This window comes from Flavobacterium ammonificans, from assembly GCF_020885975.1.
Lineage (GTDB): Bacteria > Bacteroidota > Bacteroidia > Flavobacteriales > Flavobacteriaceae > Flavobacterium > Flavobacterium ammonificans.
The window spans coordinates 115,103-132,851 of sequence record NZ_AP025183.1; the positions used below are offsets into that span (position 1 = coordinate 115,103).

Here is a 17,749-nt window from a genome sequence, read left to right on the forward strand (position 1 = left end):
TAATATTGTGAAAGGCATAGCCTCTATTCTGCATTATCTAAGAAATCCTTGATTTTATCTACATACTTATCAAAAAAGGATCTTCTAATTTGAGTTTCTGTCGATTTGTCTTTACTTTCTTCTTTTGTAATTTCAACTGAATCTGATTCAGCTGCAACGACTTCATCTGCCTCCATTACTGGAGCTTTATAGACTGGCATTTCCGGGGCTTGGACCTGATCTATTCTAACAGCACTCTGCGTTTTGTTTTCGATGCTATTCATCACTAAACCAACTGCAGTTGCATATAAGGGACTTGAGATTTCTTCGCTTGAATTACCTGCTAAGTGTTCGTTTGGATAACCAATTCTTGTATCCATTCCTGTAATATATTCTACTAACTGCTTGATGTGTTGCAATTGTGAACCTCCACCTGTAAGTACAATTCCTGCGATTAATTTTTTTCTTGGGTCTTCATGACCGTATGCTTTGATTTCAACAAAAACTTGTTCAATAATCTCCACTACACGTGCATGAATTATTTTAGACAAATTCTTCAACGAAATTTCTTTAGGCTCTCTTCCTCTCAATCCCGGAATAGAAACAATTTCATTTTCTCTATTCTCTCCTGGCCAAGCTGAACCAAATTTCACTTTCAATAATTCGGCTTGTTTTTCAATAATTGAACAACCCTCTTTAATATCGTCTGTAATTACATTTCCTCCGAAAGGAATCACTGCGGTATGACGAATAATACCATCTTTAAAAATAGCTAAATCCGTTGTTCCACCACCGATATCAATTAGCGCTACTCCAGCTTCTTTTTCTTCTTGGCTCAAAACAGCGTCAGATGAAGCTAATGGCTCCAATGTCAATCCAGACAAATCAATCCCTGAATCGTGTATGCAACGACCTACGTTTCTGATTGACGAAGCCTGTCCCACCACTACATGAAAACTTGACTCTAAACGCCCACCATACATTCCAATAGGTTCTTTAATCTCTGATTGCCCATCGATTTTAAATTCTTGAGGCAAAACGTGAATGATCTCTTCACCAGGAAGCATGGCCAATTTATTCACTTGGTCAATTAACTGTTGAATATCGTTACCCCCAATTACTTCTTCTGGATTGCTTCGGCTGATATAGTCCGTATGTTGAATACTACGGATGTGTTGACCCGCAATACCAACAACACAGTCTTTAATTTTGTATCCTGAATTAGCTTCAGCTTCTTGAACAGCATGTTGTATAGACTGAATAGTTTGAGTAATGTTATTGACAACACCTCTAGCTACTCCTAGACTTTTGGATTTTCCAACACCCAAAATTTCTAGTTTTCCATACTCATTTTTCTTGCCTATCATTGCAACAATTTTTGTTGTTCCAATGTCTAAACCTACTGCAATATTCTCTTTTTCCATTACCTCTTATTTTGTGCAAATTACTTGTTGGGTGAAACGAAGGTCAATTTTTTTATATTTATACAAAGTACTATCAAGAACTGCTTTTTGAAAAAACGCTTTATAATTTCGAATTTTCGTATCCATATTTACCGTTCCTCCGAAATCAATTTGATAATCAAAATTTCTATTCAACATTTTTAAGCTACCATTAGGCATAATTTGAATAGCAATGATGTTTTTTTTCAAAAACGCATCGTCATGAATTTTTCTAAATAATTCAGCTAAAGCTTCGCTATTTTTTTTACGTATTACTCCCAAAACGAGGGGGACTCTGGCAGTAAAATGTGCCGACAACGGCATCGTATTTCCCTTGTAATCAATATAAAAAGAACGCTTACCATCAAAAACTCTTGCAACGGGAGTTTTCTGTTTTACAACCGCTTTCAAAACACCATCTACTGTTACAAATACCTCTGATTTTTCAACCATTTGATTCGAACTAACGGCTTTTTCTAGCTTATTCAAATCTAATTTATCTTTTCGGATAGCTGAAGCATCGTCATTATTTTCTATTAACAATTTATTAACCGTTTCTTGTTTAAGAAAACTAGAATTTTCTCCAACAAAAACCACCTTAGCTTTGGTTAATTTTCGGTTTCCGTTTCTATTTGAAGTAAACGAAAACAAGAAAATCACCAACCCAAACATGAGTACTAACCGAATCGTTATCCAATTAAATCGTTTCATACAATGCGTTTTTTATTGACGGTACCATTTCTCCTAAATCTCCCGCTCCAATGGTTACGATAATTCGTACATCTGAAGCTAAAATTGAAGGAATCAAATCTTCTTTTGTTACCAATATTTTATTTTCACTTGTCATTTTATTCATCAACCATTGCGAAGTAACACCCTCCATTGGCAATTCTCGAGCTGGATAAATATCCAATAAAATTACTTCGTCAAAAAGCGATAAACTTTTCGCGAAATCATCTGCAAAATCTTTCGTTCTACTAAACAAATGCGGTTGGAAAATAGCTAGTACTTTTTGGTTAGGATACAATTCGCTAACCGCTTGATGTACCGCATTAATTTCTGTTGGATGATGTGCGTAATCATCGATATACACGAAATTTGGCGTTTTTATCTGATACGAAAAGCGTCTTCTAATTCCTTGAAATGAAGCCAATGCTTTGGCAATCGCTTCCGATGAAGTTCCAAAAGTTTTGGCCATAGCCAAAGCCATCAAAGCATTCATCAAATTGTGTCTACCCGGCAATCCAAAAGCAATATCGCGTATCGTTTCTGTTGGGGTTTGTACGTCAAAAACATAACTTCCGTTTCCAACTCTCACATTAAACGCTTTATACACCGCTTCCTCATTTACTGCACAAGTCACTCCTTCTATTGGCAACTCATTCGTAATAAACAATTGACTCTTATCTTCTACTTTATTCGCAAACTCTACAAACGACGCTTCAATTTCTTCACTTGTTCCATAAATATCCAAATGATCTGCATCCATAGAGGTTACACAAGCAATATTGGGATACAAATGCAAGAACGAACGATCAAATTCATCAGCCTCAACCACAGTAACTGTTTTTCCGGTTCCTATTAAATTAGAGTTGTAATTTTCAACTATTCCACCTACAAAAGCAGTGACATCAGCACCACTTTCAAATAAAATATGTCCTAAGATACTTGAGGTAGTAGTTTTACCGTGTGTGCCTGCAACAGCAAAACAAAAAGTATCTTTAGTTATAATTCCTAATACTTCGGCGCGCTTTTTCACTTCATAATCGCGCTCTAAAAAATAGTTCCATTGCGAATGTGTTACAGGGACGGCCGGTGTAATTATCACCAAGGTATTTTCTACATAATACTCTTTCGAAATTAAATCAATACGATCTTCAAAGTGGATATCAATGCCACTTGCAATCAATTCATCGGTTAACATTGAAGGCGTTTTATCGTAACCCGAAACATTTTTTCCGATGGTTTTGAAATAACGCGCTAAAGCACTCATTCCAATACCTCCGATTCCTATAAAAAAGACGTTATGTATTTGATTTAAATTCATTTCTTACTTGCAACAAAACACTTAAATGTTCTGTTTTTTATTTGATTAATTTTAGTATCTCTTCTACTATGGCTTTAGTTGCATTAGGCAAAGCCAAGTTGTTAATGTTTTGACTCAATTCGTTTTGCTTCTTTTCATCAGTAATCAAATCCGAAAAAGTCGATTCGAAATTGGAATCTAACTCGCTTTCGCGTATCAAAATAGCACCGTTTTTATCAGCTACCGATTTAGCATTCTTTGTTTGATGGTCTTCAGCTACATTGGGTGACGGAATAAAAATTACTGGTTTCCCTACTATGCATAATTCTGAAACAGAAGAGGCTCCTGATCTCGAAATCACTACGTCGGCAGCAGCATACACCAAATCCATTCTTTCGATGAAAGCCATTACTTGTACGTTTTCCGAATTAAATTTTTGGTACTCATCCAAGTAAAATTTCCCACATTGCCAAAGCAATTGTACATTTTGAGAAGCAAAGAATTCCAATTCCTTTTCAATCAATTGATTGATACGTCTTGCTCCTAAACTTCCTCCCAAAATCAAAATCGTTTTTTTATTGGGATCTAAATTGTAATGCGCTCGACCTTCAGCTCTTTTACTTTGCACTTCAATTAAATCCTGTCGCACTGGATTCCCAGTCAAAACAATTTTCTCTTTAGGAAAAAAGCGCTCTAATTTTTCATAAGCTACGCAAATCGCATTGGCTTTCTTACTTAATAACTTATTGGTAATTCCTGGATAGGAATTTTGTTCTTGTATTACAGTCGGTATGCCTGCGCTATTAGCCATTTGCAATAATGGTCCACTCGCAAAACCTCCTGTTCCAATTACCACATCTGGTTTGAATTGTTTAATAATTTGCCATGATTTTAACAAACTGCTCAATAGCTTTACTGGAAACAAAGCATTATCAAAAGTCAAACGTCTTTGCAAACCTGCAATCCAAAGTCCTTGTATTGGGTACCCCGCCTGAGGTACTTTTTGCATTTCCATTTTATCCTTCGCACCAACAAAAAGAATATCAGCATCAGGAAATCGAGACTTTAATTCATTAGCGATAGCAATTGCAGGGTAAATATGACCTCCTGTTCCTCCTCCGCTTAGTATGAATTTGTATGTTCTCATGGTTTAATTACTATTTATTAATTACTGCACTCATTGGATTTTTAGAACTGTCTTGAATGGAATAATTATTGGGTTCTATGTGTTGTTCGTCTGATTCTAGTTGTTGATCTATTAATTTTTGAAGTGCTTCTTCTCGTTTCGCAGCTTCTTTTTGTTCTTGCTCAATTTCCTCTTCTTTCTTAGTCACATTAATGATAATTCCAAGAGCAAAACAAGTCATCCAAATTGAACTTCCTCCGCTACTTATTAAGGGTAAGGTTTGTCCTGTAACAGGTAACAATTCCACTGCAACAGCCATATTGATTAACGCCTGAAATATCAATGGAAATCCCAAACTAATGACGACTAACTTTCCAAATAGCGTATTCGCTTTATGTGCTGCAATTACAAATCGGAACAGTAACAAAAGGTACAATCCTAAAACTACCAACCCTCCAACTAATCCATATTCTTCTACAATAATGGCATAAATAAAATCCGAAGATGATTGAGGTAAAAAATGTCTTTGAACACTTTTTCCTGGCCCAAGCCCTGTAAAATTTCCTGATGCTATAGCTGTTTTTGCAGCATTAATTTGATATTCATCTTCTCCTTCTTTGTCAGTACCATAATTTTCAATTCTGCTAATCCAAGTATCTACCCTACTGAAAAACTTTGAATCTGGAAATGCTTTTGATAACGCAACAAAAATTAAAAGACCAGTTATAGCCATAGCCATAATGTAACCTATATACTTCAATTGGTATTGCCCTACAAATGCAATCATAACCACCATCACAAACATTAAAGCCGTAGTAGAGAAATTAGCTGGCAAAATCAAAGCCAGAGTTATAAATACCGGAATCCACAACTCAATAAAAGAGGCTTTGAAAGTAACGGGGATTTCTCTAGTTTTTGACAAATAACGCGCTACATATATATACAATATAATCGCAGCTATAGAGGATGTTTGAAATGAAATCCCGATAAATGGCAATTGCAACCAACGACTCGCATTGGCTCCGCCAATATTAGTCCCTTTAAAAAGCGTGAGCACTAAAAGTCCCCAAACTATGGGCAAACCTATTCTGGATATCACTCTAAAATAATGATAAGGAATTTTATGAACCACGTAAATAATCATAAAACCCATTCCCAAATGAGCCAAATGTTTCACTAAATACCCTAATGTATTTCCGTCTCCATCTCGACCAAAAGCCAAATTTGTACTAGCACTAAAAACAGGCATAAAGGAAAACAAAGCCAATAAAGCCAAAAATGACCAAATTACCTTATCTCCTTTTAGATTGCTTAGTAGCTGTTTGAGTTTCATATCCCTTAAAGTCTAATTAGTGCGAACTATAAATTGTATACTGCTTGTTTGAATTGTTTGCCTCTATCTTCATAATTTTCAAACAAATCAAAACTAGCACAAGCTGGAGACAACAAAACCGTATCTCCTTTTTCGGTCATGCGTTGCGCCATTCTTACTGCATCTGGCATATTATCTACCTCCACCATAACATCGACTACGTTACCAAATGCTTCAATAATTTTTTTATTATCAACGCCCAAACAAATAATTCCTTTCACTTTTTCGTTTACCAATGACATCAATTCGTTATAGTCATTTCCTTTATCAACACCACCGACAATCCAAACTGTTGGTGTAGTTACACTATCCAAAGCAAAGAAAGAAGCATTCACATTTGTTGCTTTAGAATCGTTAATATATTGTACATTTTGGATTTTCAATACTTTTTCTAAACGATGCTCTACTCCTTGAAAATTTGACAAACTCTCTCTGATGGTTGCATTTCTAATTTGCATTAATTTAGCCACTGAAGTAGCCGCCATTGCGTTTTTCATATTGTGTTTTCCTTCTAACGCAATTGTTTCAGTTTCCATTGAAAATTCTTCGTGATTCATCATCTTTACTTCGATTTTATTGTCTTTTATATAAGCCCCTTCAGTGAACACTTGGTTCAATGAAAAAGGAATTAATGTTGCTTTTGTTGTATTATTTTTCAACCAATTTGTTATTGCTTCGTCTTCGGCATCATAAATCAAATAATCCTCTTCGGTTTGATTCATTGTGATTCGAAACTTAGAATTGATGTAATTTTCATACTTATAATCATAACGATCCAAATGATCTGGACTAATATTCGTTAGAATTGCAATGTGTGGCTTGTAATTAATAATTCCGTCCAATTGAAAACTGCTTAGCTCTAAAACGTAAGAATCAAAATCGTTGTCAGCCACCTGCCAGGCAAAACTTTTACCAATATTTCCACCTAGACCTACATTCAAGCCTGCTGATTTTAGCAAATGATAGGTCAACATTGTAGTAGTGGTTTTACCATTACTCCCAGTTATTCCAATTGTTATTGCTTTAGTGTAAGGAGCTGCGAATTCAATTTCTGAGATTACTTTAACTCCTTTTTCAAACAGCTTTTTGACTATAGGTGATTTTTCGGGAATTCCCGGGCTTTTCATCACCACATCAGCATTTAGAATCAGTGATTCTGTATGCATTTCTTCCTCCCAAGCAATTCCATTATGATTAAGAACTTCTTTATAACTTTCCTTTATTTTACCAAAATCAGATACAAAAACATCATACCCTTTTTTCTTGCCAAGAATGGCAGTACCTACTCCACTTTCTCCTCCTCCTAAAACAACTAATCGCATCTATCTCAGTTTTAATGTCACAATTGATAGAATAGACAACATGATAGCAACAATCCAAAAACGAGTTACAATCTTACTTTCATGATATCCTTTTTTCTGATAATGATGATGTAAAGGAGACATTAGAAAAATTCTTCTCCCTTCGCCAAAACGTTTTTTTGTATACTTGAAATAAGCAACTTGAAGTACTACCGATAAATTTTCTGCTAGAAAAATTCCGCAAAACAATGGAATCAGCATCTCTTTTCTTACGGCTATTGCTAATACTGCTATAATTCCACCAATTGTCAAACTACCGGTATCTCCCATAAATACTGAAGCTGGAAAAGAATTGTACCAAAGAAACCCAATCAATGCTCCTACAAATGCTGATATGAATACAGTCATTTCTCCTGAATTAGGAATATACATGATATTCAAATAGTTAGAAAAGATGATGTTTCCAGATAAAAATGTAAATATGCCTAAGGCAAATACTGAAATAGCAGATGTACCCGCTGCTAAACCATCAATACCATCAGTTAAGTTGGCTCCATTTGACACAGCAGTAATGATAAAAATTACTACAGGAATGAAAATTAACCAAGCCCAATTCTGATAGCCTTCACCAGTCCATGCAATTACCTCTGCATAATCGAATTCGTTATTTTTAAAGAACGGGATCGTAGTTGCAGTAGATTTTACCTCAACAGGGGCTTGTACTATAGACGTAACTGTAGTTGATTTTAAAACTGGAGAGTTTGAAGCATTTTCTAAAACAGTAACTGCAGGGCTAAAGTATAGAACCGACCCAACAATAATACCCAATCCTACTTGACCAAATACTTTAAAAATTCCTTTTAAACCTTGTTTGTCCTTTTTAAATATTTTGATATAGTCATCAATAAAACCAATTGTACCCATCCAAAGAGTAGTTACTATTAAAAGGACAATGTAAATGTTATCCAATTTTGCAAAGAGAACTACAGGAACTAGTGTTGCAAAAATGATAATTAATCCCCCCATAGTTGGCGTTCCTGCTTTTTCATTTTGACCAGCTAAACCTAATTCACGAACCGTTTCTCCTACTTGTTGATTGCGTAAAAAATTAATAATTCTCTTCCCGTAAATTGTGGATAACAATAAAGAAAGTAAAAATGCCAACCCTGATCTAAAGGTGATGTATTGGAAAACTCCTGTCCCTGATACATTTAAAGTTTTATCTAAATATTCAAATAAGTAGTATAGCATAATTTTTATTTATGGAGTTGTTCTAGTAGTTCTTTTACAATTTTCATATCATCAAAATCATGACGTACACCATTAATTTCTTGATAAGTTTCATGGCCTTTACCAGCTATTAATATGATATCATTAGGCTGAGCCAATTGGCAGGCAGTTTTAATTGCTTGCTTTCTGTCTGTGATTGATAGAATTCTTTTATAATTATGTGGCGCTACTCCGGATTCCATTTCGCTAATAATTACTGCTGCATCTTCATTTCTAGGATTGTCAGAGGTAAATACTGCTTTATCACTTAAATCAGAAGCAATACCTCCCATTACTGGGCGTTTGGTTTTGTCTCGGTTTCCACCGCAACCCACAACTGTAATCAATTGTTCGTTTTTAGTTCTGATATCGTTGATGGTTTTCAATACGTTTTCTAAAGCATCAGGTGTATGAGCATAATCTACAATGGCTGTAACATTTTCGGCAGAAACAATGTATTGAAAACGACCAGAAACACTTTCTAACTCGGATAATAATCGCAATGCTTCCAAACTTTCCATTCCCAATTCAATAGCAGTTCCGTAAATAGCTAATAAATTGTAAGCATTAAACGTTCCAATTAACTTAACCCAAACTTCGTTGCCATTAACTTTCAAGAGCAGTCCAGATAATTGACTTTCTAAAATTTGCGCTTTATAATCTGCATAAGATTTTAAGGCATAACTGCACTTTTTGGCAACCGTATTTTGCAATACAACCGAACCGTTTTTGTCGTCGATATTAGATAGTGCAAAAGCGGTTTTAGGTAAATGATCAAAGAATGATTTTTTTACATCACGGTATTCTGCAAAAGTGGGGTGGTAATCTAAATGATCGTGTGATAAATTAGTAAATACCCCTCCAACAAAATGCAATGCTTCAGTTCGTTTTTGATGCACTCCATGCGAACTCACTTCCATAAAGCAATAATCTACACCAGCTTCAACCATTAAAGCTAAATAACTATTAATGGTTATAGAGTCAGGTGTAGTATGTGTAGCTGGATACTCCACATCGTCAACCATGATTTTAACTGTTGAAAGCAAACCTACTTTATGTCCCGCTTTCTTATACAATTGATATAATAAAGAAGCAATTGTAGTTTTCCCATTGGTACCTGTCACCCCTACTAATTGTAGTTTTTGTGAAGGATTTCCAAAATAATTTGCCGCAACAACAGCTAAGGCTGTATTGGTATCTTTTACCTGAATATAGGTAACTCCCTCAGCTATATCATCTGGAAAACTATCACATATAATTGCTGACGCACCTAAGTCGATAGCTTTTGAAATATAATCATGACCATCAGAAATAGTACCACGAATAGCTACAAAAAGATCATTTTTTTCTATTTTTCTAGAATCAAAATCTATCTTTCCAATAACTATGTCTGTCGAACCCTTTATGGCTTCAATAGCTACTTTGTATATTATGTCTTTTAGGATACTCACGATAATTCTAATACTATAGTTGTGTTCTTTGCTATATTTTGTCCCGCTTGTAGCGACTGTTTCTTCACTTTGCCAAAGCCCTTTATTTTAACTCTTATTCCTAAATTTTCTAAAAGAGCCAAAGCATCCATTCCGGACATACCTCTTACATTTGGAATAGTGTTTTGCCTTTTATGAGAATTAGCATTATAGGATGCATAATCCAATTCTTGTTTAGGAATTTTTCTATCAATTTTTTTAATTGTATTCGTAGATGGCGCGTCTGTAAATATTTTTTGGGCAATTCTTTTAAATACTGGGCCTGCTACATCAGCACCATAATAATTATTATGAGCGGTGTTTGGCCTATGCACCATAACAATACAAGTATACTGCGGCTTATTAGCTGGGAAATACCCAACAAATGAAGAGGCGTAATACATGCCAGATCCGGTTTTATTACCATAGTTCATTTGCGCTGTTCCTGTTTTTCCTGCCATCGGAAACTCTTTAGTGTACAATGATTTGGCAGTTCCACGTTTTACCACATTTTCTAATAAAGCACGTACTTTTTTCAATGTTTCAGGCGAACAAACTTTTGGATTGATAACTTGAGTATCGAATTTTTTAACCGTTGTATTCCACTTCTTAATTTCAGAAACTAATTGTGGTTTTACCATTACACCATTGTTTGCCACAGAATTGTAAAAAGTCAAAGTTTGCATAGGAGTAATATTTACTCCATATCCGAACGCCATCCATGGAAGTGAAATTTTGGACCACCTTGCTTGACCTGGTTTTGGGATTATTGGAGACGCTTCCCCTTTTAACTCTAAACCTATTTTTTTATCTAATCCCCAATCTTCAATATGCTTAATAAATTTTGAAGGATTATTTTTATAATTATTGTATACAGATTGAACCATTACCGTATTTGACGAAACTTCAAATCCATGTCCTAAAGAAACTCTTCCCATTCCTTTATGTGAATCCACAACATTTTTCCCAAAATAAGTTATTACTCCACCTCTAGCATCAAAAACAGTACTGGTGTCGGCAACTTTATCTTCCAAAACCGCCATAAGATCTACTAATTTGAATGTGGATCCAGGATCATGCGCTTCTGTAATAGCATAATTCAATGTTTCATTATAAGTACCATCACTAAGTCTACCCAAATTTGAAATCGCCTTAATATGTCCTGTCTTAGTTTCCATTACGACCACAGTTCCGTGCTCTGCTTCGTATTCTTCCAATTGTTTTAATAAGGCGTGGTGCGCTATATCTTGAATAAAAACATCTATTGTAGAAATAACGTCATACCCATCAATAGGATCTACCTCATTAAAATCGCGAATCGGTTTCCACTGTCCTTTGGCAATTTTTTGTTTTAAAATCTTACCGTCTTTACCGTTCAAATATTTTCTATAAGCCCATTCAATTCCTTTTCCATCAGGAGTACTATCCGGTTTCATTCTTTCGTAACCAATGGTTCGTTCAGCAATTCGTCCGATTGGATATTCTCTAACCGGCTCAGGCTTTACGATAATTCCGCCTTTATTTGCTCCTTCTTTAAACAATGGAAACTCTTTAATTTTTACATAATCCGTGTAACTTAAACCACGCGCAATTAAAAAATACCTGTTATTTGTGGCTCTTGCTTTGCGCAAAGCTCTTTCATAATAATTAGATGGTTTGCCAAGTAAATAGGCTAATGAATCTGATAAAGAATCAACGGCTCTTTGAAACAATTCAGATTTTGGTACCACTGCATCAAATCGGATTTCATAATTTGGGATTGAAGTTGCTAGCAAACTCCCGTCTGACGAATAAATGTTTCCTTTGTTAGCTTTAATAGTAAATTCTTTTACCGTTTTTTCCTTCGCTTTTTTGCGGTAATGATCCCCTTGAACCCATTGAATATTGGTCAATTTGAAGACTATAGCTACCGCCATCAAAAACATAGCAAAAGCTACGAGATAGATACGATACGAGATATTTTTATCTTCTACTGCCATAATTTTTCAAAAAAACTTTTTTCTACTTCTTTAACTACTTTAATTTTAATTGGAGGTACAGTTGATGGAACTATTTGCCTTGCTTCCATCTGTTTAGCTACTGTAGATTCCATTTTCAATTTCATTAACTCCGAACGTCTGTCTACAAATTCAGAACGCAATTCTTTCACTTCAGTTGTAAGCTCCGCAATCCGAAAAACCTTTTGCTCATAGCTCTGCGTATTGGCAATCATAACAATGGCTAAACCAATTATAAAAACAATAAAACGCCAGTTTTTAATTGCGTCTTCGTCTAATAAAAATCGAGCTTTTAATATGCCGTACAATCCGTGTTTCATTACAACTAATTATATTTTTTCAGCTATTCGCAACTTCGCACTACGTGCTCTATTGTTTTCTCGTATTTGTTCGTTATTTGGGACAATTAACTTTCCAATTGTTTTAAATGGAACAGAAAAATTTCCGAAAAAATCACGTTCTGGCTCTCCTTCAAACATTCCGTTTTTTACAAAACGTTTCACCAATCTATCTTCAAGAGAATGATATGAGATGATACTTAATCGCCCACCTGGTTTTAATATTTCCAATGATTGTTCTAAAAACTCTTTCAAAACATCCATTTCTTGATTTACTTCTATTCGAATTGCCTGATACATTTGAGCCAAAATTTTATGACTTTTATGCGCTGGCAAAAACCGACTCAATACTTCTTTTAACTGTTCCGTATTGCGGATTGGCATTTTTTCTCTTGCCTCCAAAATAACTCTAGCAATAGCAGGCGCGTTTTTCAACTCTCCGTAATCCAAGAAAACCCTACGCAAATTATCTTCGTCATATTCATTAACCACTCGATAGGCACTTAAATCATTTTTTTGACTCATTCTCATATCTAACTCAGCGTCAAATCGAGTAGAAAAACCTCTTTCAGCAACATCAAATTGATGAGAAGAAACACCTAAGTCGCCCAAAATACCATCCACTTCTTTGATATTGTGAAAACGTAAAAAACGCTTTATAAATCTGAAATTTTCATTAATAAGAACAAAGCGATCATCTTGTAAGACATTCGCCAAAGCATCTTCATCTTGATCAAAGGCAAACAATTTACCATTTGGACCCAATCGACTTAAAATCTCTCTGGAATGCCCTCCGCCACCAAAAGTAACATCGACGTAAATTCCGTCCGGCTTAATATTTAAACCATCAACTGACTCGTGCAGCAAAACAGGATTATGATACTCCATTGTCATCATCATTTACATTACCCATTACATCTTCTGCTAAATCAGCAAAATCAATATCCTCTCCGTTTATCGATTGCTCGTACAATTCTTTATCCCAGATTTCGACAATATTTACTGCCGAAGAAAAAACAACATCTTTTGAAATACTTGCAAAACCAACTAAATCTTTAGGTACTAACAAACGGCCTAAAGCATCAATCTCAACCACCTTAACACCGGCTGTAAAACGACGAATAAAATCATTGTTCTTCTTTACAAATCGATTCAACTTATTGATTTTTTGCATCATTAAATCCCACTCTTGCATTGGATACAACTCTAAACAGGACTGAAAAACCGAACGCTTCAGCACAAAACCTTCTTGCAATGAAGAGGCAAGTTGCTTTTTCAAAGGAGACGGCAATAACACCCTTCCTTTAGCATCTACTTTACATTCATATGTTCCTACAATTGTGTTCAAAAAATTTTATTTAAATGATTCTAAGCAAAAATATAAAATATTTTACCACATTTTACCACAATCTACCACTTTGTTAATAAGTTTACCCACTTGCGACTAAAAACCCTTACTTTATGGACTGTCAATAGTTTAGATACAGTTTGAACTTGTTTATAAATGAGAATCCTACTAGAGTCAGAATCAGTGACAACTAATGATTTTAACAAGAAAAAGGATTAAAGAGTTAAAAAACAAGCTTAAAAATTTATATTTCTGTATTAAATCCTATATTTGTCAAAATTGAAAATAGGGATCCGAAAAAATGGAACAACACTATAAAAAAGAAGGTAAATACAGTTATTTTGAAGCAGGAGAAGGAACTCCAATCGTTATTCTGCACGGATTAATGGGAGGACTTAGTAATTTTAGTGGTGTTGCCAATTACTTTTCTAACAAAGGATACAAAATAATCATCCCCGATTTACCTATTTACACCCAAAGCCTTTTGAGAACAAATGTGAAAGCATTTGCTAAATATGTAAAAGACTTTATTGCATTTAAAGGTCTGGAAAATGTTATTTTATTAGGTAATTCATTAGGAGGACATATAGCCCTTTACCACACTAAAATGTATCCCGAAAAAGTAGCTGGATTAGTCATTACTGGCAGCTCTGGTTTATATGAAAGTGCTATGGGAGATAGTTACCCGAAAAGAGGCGACTATGAATACATCAAGAAAAAAGCAGAAGATGTTTTTTTCGATCCTAAAGTGGCTACGCCAGAATTAGTAGACGAAGTTTATGCTACTGTAAACGATCGTATCAAGTTGATTAAAACACTTACCATTGCCAAAAGTGCTATTCGTCATAACATGGCAAAAGATCTTCCAAAAATGACAGTACCTACTTGCATCATTTGGGGACGAAACGACAAAGTGACTCCGCCAGAAGTAGCAGATGAGTTCAACCGCCTTTTACCTAATTCTACTTTATACTGGATAGACAAATGTGGTCATGCCGCAATGATGGAACACCCTGATGAATTCAACAGCGTTTTAGAAGATTGGTTAACGAAAGTTTACCAGCCTATTTCTTAATTCTGTTTATAAAAATATTTATGAAAATTACTACTGCTGAATTTATAATTAGCAACTCTCAGGTTGATAAATGTCCGAAAGATTTCTTACCCGAATACGCCTTTATTGGTCGTTCAAACGTAGGCAAATCTTCGCTTATCAATATGTTGACTAATCATAAAAGTTTGGCAAAAACATCAGGAAGACCAGGAAAAACACAATTAATTAATCATTTTTTAATTAATAAAAATTGGTTTTTAGTAGATTTACCAGGTTATGGTTATGCCAAAGTTTCCAAAAAAACCAAATCCATCTTTCAACAATTCATCACGGATTATTTTGAAACACGAGAACAATTAGTTTGTGCCTTTGTTTTGATTGATATTCGCCATGAAGCCCAAACTATTGATATTGAATTCATGTCGTATATGGGCGAAAGTGAGATACCATTCTGCATTATTTTTACTAAAGCAGATAAAATCAGTAAAGTAAAAATCGACTCGCATGTTGCAGCCTACAAAAAGAAAATGTTTGCTAATAATTGGGCCGAAATGCCGCAGTATTTTGTTACCTCAGCAACTGAATTTACTGGAAAAGAAGAGTTGCTAAGTTATATTGACGAAGTAAATCAAGAAGTCTTTAAAAATAACAATCAATTTTAATATTATTGGTACACATTAAAAAAGCCAAAACTTAAGTTTTGGCTTTTTTTTGAATAATTTATTTTACCAATTCCAACTTCTCAGCAAAATAATCGCAGAAATCTTTCATTGTATTTGTCATTTTTTCGTCATCAGTAGCGCGTTTGAAAGTATCTGACATAGCCACTAATGTTTGATGAAAAAAGATTTTCATTTCGTCCACTGGCATGTCTTTCGTCCACAAGTCAATACGCATGGTTTCTTTGGCTTTACTATCCCAAATTGACAACATGATAGCTTTGGCCTCCTCTTTTGCAACACCGCCATCTTCAGCGGTCCAAAATAATTTTTCTGGAACTCGATTTTGATCTAATTCAATTTCGAATTTAATTTCTGATGTAATAGAATTTGACATTATTTCTTAGGTTTATATTTTGATTTTTTAAAAAGTTCTTTTGCATTGAGCTCGAGTAATTTAGCAACAGAAACGTCGTTGTTTTTAACAAATGACCTTACAATTTGCCAACCTATCCACGCCCCAACTTGACCAGGGGATTCGTTATCAATTTCTAAATAAAACTTAGAAAATGGAGCTGGTGCAATAAAACGAGAATTGAGTTTTAACTCATTATTATACAACAATTTATTTTCTAAAAAGTACCGCCAAATATACGATTCGTTTTCCTCACACCAACTGATTTCTTTGGGCGTGTAACCCATTTTTTCGTCATCCGTATAGCCTGAAAGAAGAAGATCTTTCAAATACAATAACTTTCCGTGATAGATCATCTGACTTAATAGTGTATTGTCCTTCTCAGTTATAATTTTGCTTTTTCCAAAACTAGCAACTAGGTCTGGCATCATTTGTCTTTGCTCAAAATTTTGACGTATGTAGGCCGGAAATTCATAAAATTTATGGTCTTTCCCTAAGTACATTTCTAAAGAAATAATCACCAAACTATCTGCATAAATTACTTTATTATCGTAATCCATCTCAGCAATTACTGTATAAACTTTAGGTGATTTTGTTTTTGGAAAATGGAATTTAATATGTTTAAATACTTTTTCCAGTTCTGCCTCTATGGTTTCGCTTTTCTTATATTTTTTTTGAACTTCGGCAAAAAGTTCTCTCCAAAGAGGATTATTTATTTTATTAACCCATACACTATCTGGTATTCCCTCTGGAAAAAAAAACGGATAGCGCTTTTTAATCGTATGTAAATCTTTTGGCGAAGATTCAAAAAACACTTGATCAAAACGATCAATTTTTATTTGTACAGGAAGCGCTTCAATCTTTTTTTCATCAGCACTTTTCTTATTACATGAAAAAAACATTAAAGACAAAATACAGGATACTAAAAAAATTCTCATACTTATTAATTGGATTTAGACACTCGATTCGGCATCTTTCTTTACCTATCGTTTTTGATAATTCAAAATAGATTGACTCTTTATGTTTACTATTTTTGGTTACATTTGTTATTAATTTTTTCAATTAACAATTAAATTTCAAAAATAAATACAAATATACATTCCTGCTTTTTAATACCTCAATTATTATGTCTAAAAAAAGTACTCTTCAAGTAGAAAAAGTAAACGAATATATTGTCAATTGGTTAAAAGCTTATGCTACTAACGCAAAAGTTAACGGATTTGTTATAGGAATATCTGGCGGAGTTGATTCAGCAGTAACTTCAAGCTTATGTGCGCAAACCGGTCTCAAGGTAGTTTGTGTCACTATGCCTATTCATCAAGCTGAAAGTCATGTAAGCAGAGCAAAGGAACATATTGATCAATTAATGCAACGCTTCCCTAACGTTTCTAAAGCCGAATCTGATTTAACTCCAATTTTCGAATCATTCAAGAAAGTACTTCCAAACGACACTACAGAAAGTCAACTTAACTTAACTTTAGCTAACACTCGTGCGCGAATTCGAATGACTACATTGTATTATTATGGCGGAATTTATGGGTTGTTAGTTGCCGGAACAGGAAATAAAGTAGAGGATTTTGGTGTTGGGTTTTATACTAAATATGGTGACGGTGGGGTTGATATTAGCCCAATTGCCGACTTAATGAAATCAGAAGTGTTTGCTTTGGGTGATTTTTTACAAATTCCACAATCTATTCTAAATGCTGCTCCAACAGACGGTTTATTTGGAGATGATAGAACCGACGAAGATCAGCTGGGCGCTACTTACGATGAATTAGAATGGGCGATGCAACAAAATGAGAATGGCAAAATTAGTACTGATTTTTCAGAAAGAGAGAAAACAGTTTTTGAAATTTATCATCGTTTAAACACTATAAACCAACATAAAATGCAGCCAATTCCGGTGTGCATTATACCCAAATCTTATAAATAGCACATTTTAACTGATTTGCAA

General features: G+C 34.6%; 17 protein-coding genes. 3 read left to right on the plus strand and 14 right to left on the minus strand.

The features are described 5' to 3' along the window. Positions 1–23: 23 nt before the first annotated feature. From ftsA to mraZ, 12 genes are read right to left on the minus strand one after another with little or no spacing between them, the layout of a single operon-like run. The gene (gene ftsA, locus LPC23_RS00525; RefSeq protein ID WP_229325471.1) at positions 24–1,403 is read right to left on the minus strand and encodes a cell division protein FtsA; all 1,380 of its coding nucleotides are present in this window, start codon (positions 1,401–1,403) and stop codon (positions 24–26) included. Between the two features lie 6 nt (positions 1,404–1,409). Next, positions 1,410–2,132 (minus strand): cell division protein FtsQ/DivIB, encoded by a 723-nt coding sequence (locus LPC23_RS00530; RefSeq protein WP_229325473.1) that lies wholly within the window; start codon positions 2,130–2,132, stop codon positions 1,410–1,412. Further along, positions 2,119–3,468, minus strand: coding sequence for a UDP-N-acetylmuramate--L-alanine ligase (gene murC, locus LPC23_RS00535; protein WP_229330224.1), 1,350 nt, complete (start codon positions 3,466–3,468; stop codon positions 2,119–2,121). Before murC ends, LPC23_RS00530 begins: the two co-directional genes overlap by 14 nt. A gap of 37 nt (positions 3,469–3,505) precedes the next feature. Next, the gene (gene murG / locus LPC23_RS00540; protein WP_229330226.1) at positions 3,506–4,594 is read right to left on the minus strand and encodes an undecaprenyldiphospho-muramoylpentapeptide beta-N-acetylglucosaminyltransferase; all 1,089 of its coding nucleotides are present in this window, start codon (positions 4,592–4,594) and stop codon (positions 3,506–3,508) included. 10 nt (positions 4,595–4,604) lie between these two features. Then, entirely contained in the window at positions 4,605–5,906 is a 1,302-nt protein-coding gene (locus tag LPC23_RS00545; protein WP_229330228.1) for an FtsW/RodA/SpoVE family cell cycle protein, read from the minus strand. 26 nt (positions 5,907–5,932) lie between these two features. After that, on the minus strand, positions 5,933–7,267 hold the full coding sequence (gene murD, locus LPC23_RS00550) for a UDP-N-acetylmuramoyl-L-alanine--D-glutamate ligase (RefSeq protein ID WP_229330230.1): 1,335 nt from the start codon (positions 7,265–7,267) through the stop codon (positions 5,933–5,935). Continuing rightward, positions 7,268–8,497 carry a phospho-N-acetylmuramoyl-pentapeptide-transferase gene (gene mraY / locus LPC23_RS00555; RefSeq protein ID WP_229330232.1) on the minus strand — a complete coding sequence of 410 codons (1,230 nt, stop codon included), beginning with the start codon at positions 8,495–8,497 and terminating at the stop codon, positions 7,268–7,270. Between the two features lie 5 nt (positions 8,498–8,502). Continuing rightward, positions 8,503–9,966, minus strand: a complete 1,464-nt coding sequence (locus LPC23_RS00560; protein ID WP_229330234.1) for a UDP-N-acetylmuramoyl-L-alanyl-D-glutamate--2,6-diaminopimelate ligase — start codon at positions 9,964–9,966, stop codon at positions 8,503–8,505. Then, complete coding sequence (locus tag LPC23_RS00565) at positions 9,963–11,963, minus strand: penicillin-binding protein (protein ID WP_229330236.1); 2,001 nt, start codon at positions 11,961–11,963, stop codon at positions 9,963–9,965. Before LPC23_RS00565 ends, LPC23_RS00560 begins: the two co-directional genes overlap by 4 nt. After that, positions 11,954–12,301 carry an FtsL-like putative cell division protein gene (locus tag LPC23_RS00570; protein WP_229325491.1) on the minus strand — a complete coding sequence of 116 codons (348 nt, stop codon included), beginning with the start codon at positions 12,299–12,301 and terminating at the stop codon, positions 11,954–11,956. Before LPC23_RS00570 ends, LPC23_RS00565 begins: the two co-directional genes overlap by 10 nt. Before the next feature lie 9 nt (positions 12,302–12,310). Next, positions 12,311–13,219: a 16S rRNA (cytosine(1402)-N(4))-methyltransferase RsmH gene (gene rsmH / locus LPC23_RS00575; protein WP_229330238.1), complete on the minus strand. Its 909-nt coding sequence runs from the start codon at positions 13,217–13,219 to the stop codon at positions 12,311–12,313. Further along, positions 13,194–13,667 (minus strand): division/cell wall cluster transcriptional repressor MraZ, encoded by a 474-nt coding sequence (mraZ, locus tag LPC23_RS00580; protein ID WP_229330240.1) that lies wholly within the window; start codon positions 13,665–13,667, stop codon positions 13,194–13,196. The genes rsmH and mraZ overlap by 26 nt, the downstream gene beginning before the upstream one ends. Positions 13,668–13,968: 301 nt before the next feature. On the opposite strand from mraZ, the gene LPC23_RS00585 reads away from it, so the two are divergent. After that, positions 13,969–14,742, plus strand: a complete 774-nt coding sequence (locus LPC23_RS00585) for an alpha/beta fold hydrolase (protein WP_229330242.1) — start codon at positions 13,969–13,971, stop codon at positions 14,740–14,742. A 20-nt stretch (positions 14,743–14,762) separates the two neighbouring features. Beyond that, positions 14,763–15,383, plus strand: a complete 621-nt coding sequence (gene yihA / locus LPC23_RS00590) for a ribosome biogenesis GTP-binding protein YihA/YsxC (protein WP_229325499.1) — start codon at positions 14,763–14,765, stop codon at positions 15,381–15,383. A 58-nt stretch (positions 15,384–15,441) separates the two neighbouring features. Here yihA and gldC read toward each other — a convergent pair whose 3' ends face one another. After that, the gene (gene gldC, locus LPC23_RS00595) at positions 15,442–15,777 is read right to left on the minus strand and encodes a gliding motility protein GldC (protein WP_229325501.1); all 336 of its coding nucleotides are present in this window, start codon (positions 15,775–15,777) and stop codon (positions 15,442–15,444) included. Continuing rightward, the gene (gldB, locus tag LPC23_RS00600; RefSeq protein ID WP_229330244.1) at positions 15,777–16,733 is read right to left on the minus strand and encodes a gliding motility lipoprotein GldB; all 957 of its coding nucleotides are present in this window, start codon (positions 16,731–16,733) and stop codon (positions 15,777–15,779) included. The genes gldC and gldB overlap by 1 nt, the downstream gene beginning before the upstream one ends. Before the next feature lie 188 nt (positions 16,734–16,921). Between gldB and nadE the strand changes: the two genes are divergently transcribed. Next, positions 16,922–17,728 (plus strand): NAD(+) synthase, encoded by an 807-nt coding sequence (gene nadE, locus LPC23_RS00605; protein ID WP_229330246.1) that lies wholly within the window; start codon positions 16,922–16,924, stop codon positions 17,726–17,728. Positions 17,729–17,749: the final 21 nt, after the last annotated feature.